This window comes from Paenibacillus crassostreae, assembly GCF_001857945.1.
Taxonomy (GTDB): Bacteria; Bacillota; Bacilli; order Paenibacillales; family Paenibacillaceae; genus Paenibacillus_AQ; species Paenibacillus_AQ crassostreae.
This window is the reverse complement of record NZ_CP017770.1, coordinates 2,897,386-2,911,562: the sequence shown is the minus strand read 5'-3', so window position 1 is coordinate 2,911,562 and position 14,177 is coordinate 2,897,386. Positions and strand designations below refer to the sequence as shown.

Here is a 14,177-nt window from a genome sequence, read left to right as displayed (position 1 = left end):
AAAAGGGGGGGTTATTTCTTAATTACAATCAATAATGATATTCATTATCATTTAAATGTTAAATTTAATTATACTTTCTTACTGGGAATTGTCAATTCAAAATTCAACAAGAACTCCATAAATCACATCAACATTCATAATATTAATCTAAATGCACACATTATACGGTATGCTGCCCCAGAAGATAGACCGATACATCCTTCTATGGCGTCATAAAATTCGTATGGGAGTGTGTCTCAATGTTTAAACGAACAACCGTCCAACTTATGTTCAAGCTCATCATCACCAGTGTAATGATCAGCATGTGTATATCCTGCAATAACACGTCAAATAATAAGACTGCCTCGGAAGGAAAACCAACCGTATTCTCAGATCAAAACGTGTATACGGACCCCTCATCAGGTACAACTTGGGTCCCTCTAGAATCAGTTGTTCAATCATTAGGTCTGCGTATGCATGATTCCGAGAACTCCGTCCAATTTGGATACACCGATCCCATGTATGAAGTATATCCTGGACAACTGCAAGCTCTCGCTTTAGGATCATCCACAACATTACAAGAAGCACCCACCCGCCGGAATGGCAAGTCTTATATGACACTACGTTCCCTCTCACACTTACTTCAAACCTCTGTGTATTGGAATCAACCTGAACATAGAATAGAAATCTCATCACTTCAAGATGCTGGAACACCTCCAAGTAATCAGATTCAAATGAAGTCATTACGTGCTACCAGCACAACAGTCGATACTGATAAATTGATTTCTTATGCCAAAAAATATCTAGGCGTACCTTACGAATTCGGAGCTCAACCCTATGCGCAATCCAAAACATTTGATTGTTCATCCTTTACTCAGCATGTATTCAGTAAATTCAATCGAGACTTACCAAGACTCGCCAGAAGCCAAGGTAATGAAGGTATGGAGGTTAGTCGCAACAACCTAAACCCAGGCGATTTAATATTCTTTACCGTTGAAGGTCGATTCAAGAGTGACGCCATTCCTGGACATGTGGGAATCTATATTGGAGATGGAAAGTTTATTCATACTTGGGGAGAGCCTGGAGTTCAAATAAGTAATCTAGACACTGGATACTGGAGTGATGTTATTCTTTTCATGCGTAGCATTCTGTAGCAAGGGGAAGACTATGTGTAGGAACAACAAGGAGGGTGATCTCAAATGGATAGTACACATGAATTTGTAGAGAAGATACATGATACACAAGCGAAAGATAAACGTAATAAAGAACATCAGGGAAAAGGAACACCTGATAGACAGCTCCCTAATAATCAGCATAGCAAAACTAAATAAACACATAATAACGGTATCGTTTCTATACAATGGAGGCGATACTGTTGTACTTTCTAATTACTCATTTTCAAACTCAGTGAGGTATAATCTACTTAGTATAATAGCAATTCTCTTCTGTACTCTTGATCGTTATTACGCAGTCCATCCCGCTTAATCAGAATTTGTTGCGACACCTCTTCAGAGCATTTTTTACGGACGTAGACGTTTAAAATACGATCTAGCTGTGCCGACTTCTCCAGCACTCGCTCGTCACGAATCCCATAGATACTTGCTAATGTATTTAATTCTATACGTCTATTCTCTATTAATTTGTGTACCGTTCTCATATCCATTGAACTCACTCCTGTTCCATTATAGGCTACTACAGGTTACCAAATTATCAATATACCCCATTATATAGTTACAATAATTCATTCATCTTCTTTTCTTATATATACCCTTAAAAGTGACTACAAAAACAGTATTTAGCAATTTTATGGTTCATCTTCTTTATTTCTTTGTATAATAACATCATAAAACCAATGAGGTGATCAATTGTGAAAATTGGAATCCCAAAAGAAATTAAAAATAATGAAAACCGGGTCGCTATTACACCTGCAGGAGTGACCGAATTTATTCAACATGGACATACTGTATATATTGAAGCACATGCAGGTATTGAAAGTGGGTTTCCTAATCACGAATACTCCGCTGCTGGAGCTATTATCGTAGACCAGCCTATTGAATTGTGGAACCGATCAGATATGATTATGAAGGTTAAAGAACCTCTCCAAAGTGAGTATGATCACTTCCGAAAAGGGCTACTTCTATTCACATATCTTCATCTAGCAAATGAACCATCACTTGCTCAAGCTTTGATAGATTCTGGTGTGACCGCTATTGCCTATGAGACTGTCAATACCCATGGCCAGCTCCCCTTACTTACTCCTATGAGTGAAGTGGCAGGACGTATGGCCGTTCAGATTGGAGCACAGTTACTAGAGCGACCTCATGGAGGCAAAGGCATTCTTTTATCTGGTGTACCCGGAGTTGCCCGTGGAAAGGTGGCCATTATTGGTGGAGGCGTAGTTGGAACTAATGCAGCCAAGTTAGCTGTTGGGTTAGGAGCAGATGTCACCATAATCGACTTGAGCCTGGCCAGATTACGTCAGTTAGATGACATATTCGGCAATCAGATTACGACATTGGTATCTAACACATCTAACATCACCAAATCTGTGGCAGAAGCAGACCTATTGATTGGTGCGGTCCTAATTCCTGGCGCAAAGGCACCTCGGTTAGTTACTGAAAACCATGTGAAAATGATGAAATCTGGGTCTGTCATCGTCGATGTCGCCATCGATCAAGGCGGAATTGTGGAGACTATTGATCATATCACAACACATGATAATCCAACCTATGTGAAGCATGGCGTAATACACTATGCAGTCGCCAATATGCCAGGTGCTGTACCACAAACTTCAACGGTTGCATTAACGAACGCAACGATACCATTTGCATTATTACTTGCGAACCATCCTATTGAAGAACTCATCCACACTCATGTTGAGATTGAAAGTGGAGCTAATGTTATCAACGGATTCATTACTTATGAAGCTGTGGCAAGAGACTTAGGATATGAATATGTCCCTGCAAGCAAGGCATTTACTCAATTCAGCGATTAATTCAATCTACTTCTTACTCAGAATAAAGAAGGCGATGTCACAAACCATTATTCATGGCTAGCTACATCACCTTCTTTGATTGGTTGTATTAAATTCCCATCAGAGCCGCTACACTTAAAGCGATAATTCGAGCCGTTGTGGTCATCATGAAATTCTGAACAGCCAAACCGAAGGTATGCTGCTTCGTCTGTTTGTTCATAAATATGGAAATATTTTTCTTCAATGGGATCAACGTCAAGAGAATAAGCAGGACAATCACTGGATTAACCTTCAAGAAGAGCAATACGATCAGATCTAGAAAAGAGGCATAGTAGATCCACCGAAATAGAATCAGAGCATAGTCTTTACCAATGTATACAGGAAGTGTATATCTTTTATTCTCAATATCGTCGTTAATATCACATATATTATTAGCTAGCATGATATTGGAGATTCCTAGAATAGCTGGAATTGAGATCAAGAAGATCAGCAATATTTCAACTATATCAATATGGACATCTAGCAATTGTTGATCCAAGGTTAACACGACCAACTGATCCCCCACATGAATGAATGTGGACACAAAGATGATCACAAACCCCATAAACAACCCCGAGAACACCTCACCTAATGGCATTCTAGAAATCGGGATCGGACCGAACGAATATAATATACCTACACAAAAAGATAATCCACCAACCATGAAGACTATTATTCCCGTATTAGCTACTAGCCACATTCCCGCACCTACAGCAGTTATAAAAAGGGTTATAATCAGCGCTACAACTGTAGACTCTCTCAAGCCGAACTTCACAATCGCGTTATGCTCCTGATAGCCGTAACCTTCTTTTTTCTGTGCTTTTTTGAAATCATAATAGTTATTCATCACGGTGGTAAACATATCAAATGTAATCAAAGATATGAACATTAATAAGAAATTTGCTACTTGGAATTGTTGAAAACGAAACACGACATAGATACTTCCTAGAAAAAAGGGAATCATACTTGCGAGTTTCGTTCTAATCTCAACTAGACTCAGAAAACTTTTGACTGTCATATTTATCATCCTTTATGTCTCAACTGATGGATGGTCCAACACTATCGTTTGATAGAACATCCATTGACTCTAAAAAGATGATATCTTATTTTTTGTATTTTAGACAGTTAGATATCTCATTAACCACACAAAAAAAATGGGCGTCCCTAGCCATATTTATGACTTTTGGGACAGCCCACATCGATTTGATTACTATTACGGATTACTCACGATTAAACTATCCATCTCCACACATGCCATAACGAATGCCCCTACCCCATGTAGATCATTTTTACTTGTAGGTCGAGTGACATAATTCTCATAATCTCCTGCTGAAGTTCCGATACAAATATCCGGTAGAACCAATCCGCCCTGATCATCCCATTCCAGAACATTAATTAAGCCTTCGTAACCTTTCTTAGCTGCCTCAAGACAATCCTTGCCTACAATGCCGTGTTTGACTGCTTTGGCGATGGTATAGACGAATAAACATGTACCCGAAGTCTCTAACCAATTATCTGGTTGATCCCCTTTATCAACAACTTGATACCACAATCCACTTTCCTTGTCCTGATAACGAACTAATGCCTGTACGAATTTTCCCAATTCCAACGATAATTCTGAATATCCTGGATCACTCTCTGGAAACAGATCTAGAAATTGTGACAACGCCAGGCCATACCAACCTAAGGATCTCCCCCAGAATTCAGGTGAACATCCCGTCTCAGGATTAGCCCATGGCATACGGCGTCTTTCATCCCATGCATGATATAACAACCCAGTCTGATCGTCCCTCATGTGTTTACGCATTAACCGCTCCTGATGTAATACCGTTTCCCGTAATTTAGGTTCATTGAATGCGTTGGCATACTTCAAGGAGAATACCCCAGCCATGTAAAGCCCATCTAACCACATTTGATTAGGATACTTATCCTTGTGCCAGAATCCACCTTCTGAAGTTAAATTAAGAGTGAGCATCAAGTTCCTTAATTTCGTAGCCGCAACACTATATTTTAGATTGCCTGTTCGTTCATAAAGATTAAATAGGAGAAGACCTGCTTGAATAGCATCCAATTCATCCCGAGCAAAATAGAAGTTACCATATTCATCTACTAGATCATCGACATATTGTTGAATATATTCTACATAACGATCATCTCCAACGTTTTCCCATAATAGTTCCATACCGCATAGAAATACCCCTTGATGATAATGCCAACGATGTGCTGGGGGAAGTTCCCCCGCATTGAACGTGTTCATTAAAGAATCACAAGCCACTTTTGCCCATTTCATCGGTGTTCCCGGCAACCTCATATCCGTCATTTCAAATCTCCTTCCATCATCATGAGAATAATCCTGCTTGCCTTTTCCTTATCCCTTCATTGATCCTAACATTGCACCTTTCGCAAAGTGTTTCTGTAAGAACGGATACACTAGCAAAATAGGTATAGTCGCCACGACGATAACCGCCATCTTAATCGTTTGATCTGGTGGTGGAACGGCAGCATCTAAGGTTGAACTATAATCCATACCGCTAGCGAGGACGACAATTTGTCTCAATAACACCTGGATCGGCCATTTAGCACTATCATCCAGATACAGGATGGCACTCATGTAAGTATTCCAATACGTTACCGCATAGAATAAGGAGATTGTTGCAATAGCCGGTAAGGATAGAGGCAATACAATTCGAAACAATATCCCGAAGTCGGTACATCCATCAATTTTAGCTGATTCCTCAAGCCCCTCAGGTATATTCTGAAAGAAGTTCTTGAGGATGATCATATTAAATGCACTGATAGCTGACGGAAGAATTAACGAAGCATAACTATCAATTAAACCTAATTCCTTCACGACCAAGAATGTTGGAATCATGCCACCATGGAATAACATCGTGAATACTACTAGGAAGTTAATTAATGTACGACCATCCAAATCTCTTCTGGAAAGACCATAAGCCATAAGAGAAGTCACAAACATACTGAATACTGTACCTATAGCTGTAACTCCAATCGAAACACCCATTGCTTTAAAAATCGTATTCGTAGAGAAAATAAATTTATAAGCATCCAGACTCCATACTTTCGGAATGAGTACAAATTTATTAGCAGCCATTTCTGCACTTGTTGTGAATGAGCCTGCAACAACATGCATAAATGGAAGAACAGTAATCAATGCAATAAGTGCAAGTAATGTAAAGTTAATGGCAGCAAAGACTCTGCCACCGATTGATTTATCTTCTACCATCTCAATTCCTCCCACGGCATATCAATAAACGCCTTCTTCGCCCATTTTCTTGGATAATTTATTCACTGACATGACCATAATTAATCCAATAATAGATTTAAAGAATCCGATCGCTGTACTATAACTGAATTGTCCCTGCCTTAAACCTGCGGTATAGACATACGTATCAATAATTTCCGCAACTTCTCGGTTCATGGAATTGAGCAGTAGGTAGACATGTTCAAATCCAAGATCGAGTACGGAACCAATTTTCAGAATAAACAATGTGATAATAACGCCTCTAATAGAAGGAAGTGTAATGTGCCAGATTTGTTTCAACCTACCCGCACCATCCATACGTGCTGCTTCATAGAGACCGGGATCAATAGCTGCAATAGAGGCCAGATAAATAATGGTACCCCATCCTGCTTCTCTCCAAATGACCTGAATAATGTACATAGGTCTGAACCAGCTTGGGTTAAGTAAGAAGTTCACCTTTTCAAATCCGAAAAAGACAAGTAATTCATTGATAATCCCTCCATCCATCGTTACCATAACGAAAGAAATGGAGACGACGATAACCCATGACATGAAATGGGGTAAATAGACCAATGTTTGAAAGAATCTCTTGAAAAATGTGCCTCTAAGTTCATTTAACATTAAAGCGAGTATGATCGGGATCGGAAAATATATGACGATATTCAGTCCGAATAGTATCAGTGTGTTCATTAGAATATTTAAGAAATCTGGCTCTGTAAATAAGCGATTGAAATGCTCCATTCCTACCCAATCACTACCGGATATTCCTTGGTAAGGTTTGTAATCCTGAAATGAAATAATTAGCCCATACATAGGTAAGTATTTGAATATGATAAAATACAAAATTCCCGGTGTAACCATGACGTAAAGCCATTTATTTCTCCACAGTCGCTTTTTAAGCTCACTGCTATTTTTCCCACGCTTGCGTTGCGGTTGAGGAGCTGCACTGGGCTGGACGGCTACTTCCTGCATGATTCTCTTCCTTTCTCCTTTATAATCCAAATACGATTTCGCCAACAGAACTACTGTTATAGGAAGAGGCTGTTGACTCCCATCAACAGCCTTTTCCATTTCAATCTACAATCAATCTAGTCTATTGTGCTTTATATGAAGCGTTGAACTCTTCAATAATTTTAGACCCACCACGACTCTTCCAGCTTTCAACCTCTTTCTCGAAGCCAGCCTTATCGATCTGATCATAAATATATTTGTAAGTCGCATCTGTAATAATTTGTTGAAGCTCAACGCCCTGTTCCGTAAAGGTAGCTGATTCTAATGCAGCCGTTGGGTCTGCTACACCTACCTTAACGTTCTCAAGGAGCAATTGTTCTGCATGAATTCTACCCGGTAGAATGTTATAGCTTTCATACATACCATTGGTCTCAGCTTCCCCAATCACGCTATCCTTATAACCTTTTACTTCACGTTCAATCAGTTCTTTATCTTCTGCTGGTTTAGCTTTACCGTCTTCAACTGTATAGTGTGTACCTTCAATTCCCCAATACATTAAGTTAGAGATTTCGGGTGTCATCATTTGATCAAAGAAAGCTAATATTTTCTTAAGTTCGGCTTCATCTTTTACAGCAGATTTCGGGAATAAGACTACATTGTTATACCCCGGAATCATCCATTGTGCGAAATTTCCATCCGGACCAGCAACCATACTATGCGTATCTAGAACAGCATCTGGGAAATTCTTTATTAAATCTTTGTTCAAAGAATCAATATCTTGCATCGATCCTCCGATATAGAGACCCGCTTTACCACTTGTAAACATATTCACGGCATCCGTTTTACTCGTTGCTGCAAAATCTTGGTTCATGTAGCCAGCCTCACGTGCCTTTTTGAAGAAATCCATCGTATCGATATACTGCTGGAATGTAAATTCTGGTGCAAGTTGGCCATCCTTCTCAGCCCATGCATTTGGTGTTCCGAACCATGAAGAGACTGTTTTGAAAGCACCGTATGTCAATTCATTTCGATCTGAAATCCCCGTAGTATCTTTCTGTCCATTTCCATCTGGATCTTGTTCTGTGAACGCTTTCGCCATTTCAAACAATTCATCTGTATTGGCTGGTGCGCTTAATCCAAGTTTATCCGCCCAGTCTTTGCGATAAATCATTCCTTGGCGTGCAAGTGGTCTACCGATATAAAGGCTGTAAAGCATGCCCTCTACTTTGGTATTATTCAATATTTCTGGTTTCATTTTGTTCAAATTCGGGAACTCCTCTAAGTAAGGACCAATTTCCCAGAACTGCCCATCCTTGATCGCTTCCTTCATCTGAATGAAGGTGGTCTGATTCTTCAAATACGTCACTTGCGGCAATGAACCCGTAGCGAATGATGCATTTAACTTTTCTTCATACGTATCTGCTGGGAAGAACTGGTAAGTTAACTTCGTGTTGGTCAATTTCTCAATTTCATTTTTTATTGTGTCTGGTGGTGACTCCGATGTGTTCAAAGGTAGCATAATTTTAATCTCTGTTGGTGCAGCTGGTTCTGCTTCTTTCTCAGCTACTACTGTGTTCGTCCCCTCGTTACTGGAAGCTGCCGGAGCGGTTGTTCCATTATTGTTGTTACCACCTGAACAAGCAGACAGCACTACACTGAATGTTAGCAATGCAGTAAGCAACATGGAAAAAGATTTTTTCTTCATAACCTTTATGACCTCCATTTAACTTATATTGTTTACATTTCCCACTTTACACACGCTTGTTGATTACGAATACAATCATTACCTCATAAATGGTTAATCCATCCAGCACCTGTTCAAATGATTATCGCGATAATCAATACACATTTTTTCTTAAACTTCAAAAAAATCCACTGCGTTTCAGCCGCAGTGGATCACATTTAACCTATCATTCAATTCTGTATCTATTCCAACGTCGCATTATACTCCTGTATAATCATTTCCCCGCCATTACGCTTCCATCTTTTGATCTCTTGCTTAAATCCCTCAACAGTTAAATTACCAAGGATATAATTGTATGTAGCATCTGCAATGATGATTGATAGTTCCAAATTCTTCTCATCATACGTTTGTGAACTTAAATGAATCGTTGGGTCATCTACTAAGAACAGTTCATTATCTTTACTCAGCTGATCTGCAAGGGCTGTCATAGATTCCTTCTCGCCTACCTCCATAATGTTAGGATTACTAAGCCCTGCAATAATCAATGTGTATAGGGGATTCACTTCATTTACCCTAAGTTGCGAAGTTTCTTCAGGAAGAATGACTAAGTTATCCTTCATTTCATAATGCTTTCCCTCGAATCCATACATCATAAGATTAACAACATCATGATCCATCGTTCGATCGAAGAAACCTAGAATTGTCTTCAATTCTTCTTCTGTTTTGATAGCCTTCTTGGAGAAGACATAAAGACCATTATAATTAGGTATTGACCATACTTTATACCCATAAGGTCCTTCAATACGATTAATCAGCCCCAGCCTTGCCTCAGGATTGATGTCCTTGACCTCATTAGATAATCTCTGAACATCAGTCATACTTCCGATATAAACACCCGCAGTCCCACGAATAATCTTATCTCTTTGCACTTCCTTACTAGTAAGGGCAAAGTCTTGGTTCAGGATCTTCTCATTATATAATCTCTTCATAAAATTCATCGTGTTCATGTACTCTGCCGTTTCAAATTCAGGAATAAATTGATTGTTCTCCATTTTCCAATTGTTTGGTGTACCGAAATATGAACTAAGTGTCTTGAACACACCATATACTAAATCATTACGATCTACTAAGCCAATCGTATCATGACTTCCATTCTGATCCGGGTCATTATATGTAAATTGCCTCATAACCTCATATAACTCTTCGATAGTTTTAGGTTTATTGAGTTGAAGGTTATCAAGCCAGTCTTCACGAATGATTATTCCCTGCCTTGATGAGGGGCGTTCCGTATATAATCCGTAGATCTTCTGATCTACCGCTGATTGCTCCAAATACACTGAGTTCAGATTTTGGAGGTGAGGGAACTCCTTTAAATAAGGACCGATCTCCCAAAAGGCTTTAGACCTGATCTCATTCTTAACTAACGTATAATCTGTAAACTTGACAAAGGTCACCTTTTTCAGAGAATTCGTCGTTAAGGCGGTGTTCATTTTATCTGTATATATACCCTCAGGTACCCATCCAATCTCCAGTTTTGTATCTGTCAGTTCCTCGATCCTCTGAATAATATCATTCGTTGGTGGATGCGGGAAATGAAGAGGTGCCATGATCGAAATGCTAGATCGTCCATCCTCCTTCGATGAAGTCTGGCTGGAACCATCTTCATTCGAACAAGCACTAATCAAGATAATCGAGAACATCAGCAAGGAAAAAATATAAATAGATCTTTTACTCCAATATGTAATAAACATTTTTATCCCCCTTGATGAAGTTACATTATTTGGTCATAATTAGGTAAACCGTTCCTTAATCTAAGATAATGATTATTCTGAGGATAGATGATTATTGTCCTTCCCTTGCCTACTCTTTAAAATTAACTTGTGTCTATTTTTCATGATGGGTGTTGATGGTGTTGAAACGTGTGAAGTCTTTAAGTTTCCTAAGTAAACTAACTATATTCACCTTTGTGTTAAGTACTCTTCCCGTGATATTTATTGGTTCCTTCTCATATTTCACCTCTTCAACTGAAATACAAAAAAGTGTAAATAAAGGAAAAATGGAACTCATCTCACAAATCAATTCCAATGTAGAGCATAAGTTAACAACTGTCAACCATACTTTGAATCAAGTCGTTAACTCATCCATGTTGAAAAAAACATTAACCAAACAAATAAATGTAAACGATTTCATTTTGTATAATGATTTAAGGAATGAAATTCGAAATATGCAGTCCTTTGATACCAAATTAGAAGATGTGATCTTGTTGAACGAACGTCAGAATTGGATGATCAAAAATTCAGGTCTATACCGTTTAGACCAGTATGAATATCATAATGAATTGATTGGATTAATGGATATGTCTTCGAACACATCGTGGGCACTTAATCCATCCAAATGGTTCTATAGTGAAGAGAATACGAGCATAACCAACTGCGATTATAGTATCAGTCTTATCAAGAAATTACCGACAACGGATCTAGAAAAGTATGGGTTAGCCATTGCGAACATTCCTGCATGTCGCTTACAAGATTTCATCATATCCGATTCTGAACCATCCGATAGTATTATCATCGCCAATGAGCAGAACATCATCTTACTTCATCCTGACCACTCTCTGATTGGGAATCCTTTAAGTGATAGTGGGATTCAGGGTATAGATGATTTAACCAGTGCTGATAGCTCAGGACAACGATCCACGAAAATTCATGGTCAAGCTCACTCCATTACATACCTACATTCTGACTTTAACGGATGGTTATACCTTTCGATCACATCTATCGATAGTCTTACGAAACAATCTGATAAGATCGGTACCTTTACATTGTACGTATGTGCATTAATGTTGATTCTTTCAATATTACTGGCTTGGCTTGGTTCACGACGTATGTATTCACCCATTGAACGCCTACTTAACCAAATGGGACAACGTGTCACTGATATCCGTGCCAAACATACGAATGAATTCCAAGTTATTGGAGAACAGATTCACCATCTATTTCAGTCTAAATCTCAATTAGAACAAGAAGTTCGACAGCAACTCCAGCAAGTCCGTACTTTTTTCTTAATCAGAGCTTTTCAAGGGAATATTAGAAAACGAGAGTTATTAGAAGAATTGGAGCAATTCGATTATCATACTCAGCTTCATGAGTGGAGCACGATGGCTGTAGTGACGCTGTCTGTCGACTTTGGTGAAGATACTCGTTATGAGAAACGCGATCTGAACCTGCTACTCTTTGCTGTGCATAATATGATCGAGGAAGTCATTCCTACTTCGCAGCGACTGGCACCTGTCATTATAGATCATACAATCGTTACTATGATTGGAAGCACCGATGATAATCCCGAAGTATTTCATCGCACTCTCTATGCATTAACCGAGCAACTTCAGCAAGAAATCAATAGTTATCTCGGGTTGAAGGTCAGCATTGGATTAAGTCTTCCTTTCCATTCATTTCACAAAATGTCCTTGGCATACAAAGAAGGATTGGAAGCCTTGAAGCATAGAATCAAACTGGGTAAAGGAATCATCATACAATATGAGAACGTCAACTCCGGCAAGCACTATTTGAATATAAACTACCCTACTCATACGGAGAACGACTTAATCGATGCCATCAAACTAGCTGAGACAGATAAAGCTAAGGAATTGCTTAAACAGTTTTTTAGAAGTATCTTCTCACTAGAATTATCGCCACAGGAATATCAGGTTCCTCTGACACGTCTGTTAAATAATCTATTAATTGTCATGCAGGAATCAGGGATCAGCTTGAACCAGATTTATCATGCTAATGGCTCTTTATTCGAGGAATTGATTGATCTACATATCGTGGCTGAGATTGAGGATTGGTATTGGAGTATGGTTATCTATCCTATGATCAAGATCTTCATAGATCGACAAGATGCACAATACCATAACATATCTGAGAAAATAATCGATATAGTCCAACATGACTATGATCAGGATCTAACCTTAGAGGAGTGTGCATCACGACTTCATTATAATGCCAATTATTTAAGCAGCGTTTTCCGTAAAGAAACCAACCATTCCTTCAGCGAGTATCTCTCCATGTATCGGTTCAATATGGCGAAGAAATGGCTGGAAACAACGGATATGCCTATAAAGGATATAGCCACCAAGTTAAGATATAATAACTCCCAGAATTTCATCCGTTCTTTCCGCAAATTAGAAGGAATGACGCCAGGTCAATATCGGGACATTAAGAAACTGAGGGATTAATGGCTTAGCCATGTATCGAAAAATTTACGATATCCCTCTTTCATCACATGACTGGAGAATTTCTCGAAGGCATAGTCCCGATTGTCGTTCGAGAATTTATGGGGTGAAGCAGCTGCCATATTAACAAGCTCGAACCAATTCTGCTCATTCCCGGAAAAAGCATGCTTCGAGCTAATGTGATCATAACAAGGATGTTCAGGCTTAACGACAATTTTCCCCATGGCCAATGCTTCGGTTAGAGGCATGGCAAAGGTGTCGAATTTCGAACAACTCCAGTATACCTTGGATGAATTCATAAGCGTGAATATATCACTTTGCGATAATGCAAATTGAAGATTCACGTTATGCGGTATGTTATATTTCTTCATACTTTCTCTATACCGTTCACCACCAAATACCATCACAACATCCTTATCTGGATTCTGACGTGCATACTCCAAGACAAGATCGGGCCGTCTGTTCTCTTCATCTCTGCCAATCCAAAGGATACGATTATCGATGATTTGAGCGGGATCGAAATGTTGTTCTGCTAATTTCTCGCTGAATCCAATCGGAATGACATCTACATCTGTTACACCATAATGACGGGCGAATTCCCGTTTCAAGAATTCAGTCTGAACCACAGCCTTATCCACCATTTGATAAAAAGGCTTCATCATCTCATATCCTGTTAATGCCGGGTCTGGAAAACTATGTGGAAACAGTACGCTATTCTTAATGAACATTTTCAAATATGTAAATCCTGAAACGGTGTATATGACATGATCAATTTGCTGCGCATGGATCTGATCTAGCACAATATCATAATTGACTAGGTCGCCCTTCTCATGTTCATACCCCGGAATCCAGTCATGACTACTCACATGACGTTCAGGGGAGATGAATACAATATCCACACCTAATTCCATACCTATTTGCTTCAATCGATCCGCAAAAACACGCGGCCCTTGAGACTCCGCAAATTGTATCTTCCTCATGACCAGCCCAACTTTTTTCACGAATATACCATCCTGTCTCCTGAATATCAGGTTTTTACTTGTCTTCTTAATAT

Annotated in this window: 12 protein-coding genes; 4 read left to right on the top strand and 8 right to left on the bottom strand. The window is 39.1% G+C overall.

The genetic code is table 11. The features are described 5' to 3' along the window. Window positions 1–239: 239 nt before the first annotated feature. Both LPB68_RS13370 and LPB68_RS22345 read left to right on the top strand, forming a co-directional pair. The gene (locus LPB68_RS13370) at window positions 240–1,133 is read left to right on the top strand and encodes a C40 family peptidase (protein ID WP_068660412.1); all 894 of its coding nucleotides are present in this window, start codon (window positions 240–242) and stop codon (window positions 1,131–1,133) included. 45 nt (window positions 1,134–1,178) lie between these two features. After that, window positions 1,179–1,310: a DUF4023 domain-containing protein gene (locus LPB68_RS22345; RefSeq protein WP_082865795.1), complete on the top strand. Its 132-nt coding sequence runs from the start codon at window positions 1,179–1,181 to the stop codon at window positions 1,308–1,310. A gap of 92 nt (window positions 1,311–1,402) precedes the next feature. Here LPB68_RS22345 and LPB68_RS13365 read toward each other — a convergent pair whose 3' ends face one another. After that, window positions 1,403–1,642, bottom strand: coding sequence for an aspartyl-phosphate phosphatase Spo0E family protein (locus tag LPB68_RS13365; RefSeq protein ID WP_068660414.1), 240 nt, complete (start codon window positions 1,640–1,642; stop codon window positions 1,403–1,405). Window positions 1,643–1,846: 204 nt separating this feature from the next. On the opposite strand from LPB68_RS13365, the gene ald reads away from it, so the two are divergent. Beyond that, window positions 1,847–2,974, top strand: coding sequence for an alanine dehydrogenase (ald, locus tag LPB68_RS13360; RefSeq protein WP_068660416.1), 1,128 nt, complete (start codon window positions 1,847–1,849; stop codon window positions 2,972–2,974). An 88-nt stretch (window positions 2,975–3,062) separates the two neighbouring features. Here the strand turns inward: ald and LPB68_RS13355 are convergent, their stop codons facing one another. From LPB68_RS13355 to LPB68_RS13330, 6 genes are all read right to left on the bottom strand, one after another. Further along, window positions 3,063–4,010 (bottom strand): 1,4-dihydroxy-2-naphthoate polyprenyltransferase, encoded by a 948-nt coding sequence (locus tag LPB68_RS13355; RefSeq protein WP_068660418.1) that lies wholly within the window; start codon window positions 4,008–4,010, stop codon window positions 3,063–3,065. A 195-nt stretch (window positions 4,011–4,205) separates the two neighbouring features. After that, window positions 4,206–5,282, bottom strand: a complete 1,077-nt coding sequence (locus LPB68_RS13350; RefSeq protein WP_418303836.1) for a glycoside hydrolase family 88/105 protein — start codon at window positions 5,280–5,282, stop codon at window positions 4,206–4,208. A gap of 78 nt (window positions 5,283–5,360) precedes the next feature. Beyond that, a complete protein-coding gene (locus LPB68_RS13345; protein WP_068660422.1) occupies window positions 5,361–6,236 on the bottom strand; it encodes a carbohydrate ABC transporter permease in 876 nt (291 codons plus the stop codon). A gap of 21 nt (window positions 6,237–6,257) precedes the next feature. Further along, window positions 6,258–7,226, bottom strand: a complete 969-nt coding sequence (locus tag LPB68_RS13340; protein WP_068660423.1) for an ABC transporter permease — start codon at window positions 7,224–7,226, stop codon at window positions 6,258–6,260. Window positions 7,227–7,347: 121 nt separating this feature from the next. Then, entirely contained in the window at window positions 7,348–8,910 is a 1,563-nt protein-coding gene (locus LPB68_RS13335) for an extracellular solute-binding protein (protein WP_068660425.1), read from the bottom strand. A 221-nt stretch (window positions 8,911–9,131) separates the two neighbouring features. After that, complete coding sequence (locus tag LPB68_RS13330; protein ID WP_068660427.1) at window positions 9,132–10,640, bottom strand: extracellular solute-binding protein; 1,509 nt, start codon at window positions 10,638–10,640, stop codon at window positions 9,132–9,134. 170 nt (window positions 10,641–10,810) lie between these two features. On the opposite strand from LPB68_RS13330, the gene LPB68_RS13325 reads away from it, so the two are divergent. Continuing rightward, a complete protein-coding gene (locus LPB68_RS13325; protein WP_068660948.1) occupies window positions 10,811–13,126 on the top strand; it encodes a helix-turn-helix domain-containing protein in 2,316 nt (771 codons plus the stop codon). Here the strand turns inward: LPB68_RS13325 and LPB68_RS13320 are convergent. Next, on the bottom strand, window positions 13,123–14,124 hold the full coding sequence (locus tag LPB68_RS13320; protein WP_068660429.1) for a glycosyltransferase: 1,002 nt from the start codon (window positions 14,122–14,124) through the stop codon (window positions 13,123–13,125). The genes LPB68_RS13325 and LPB68_RS13320 overlap by 4 nt on opposite strands. Window positions 14,125–14,177: the final 53 nt, after the last annotated feature.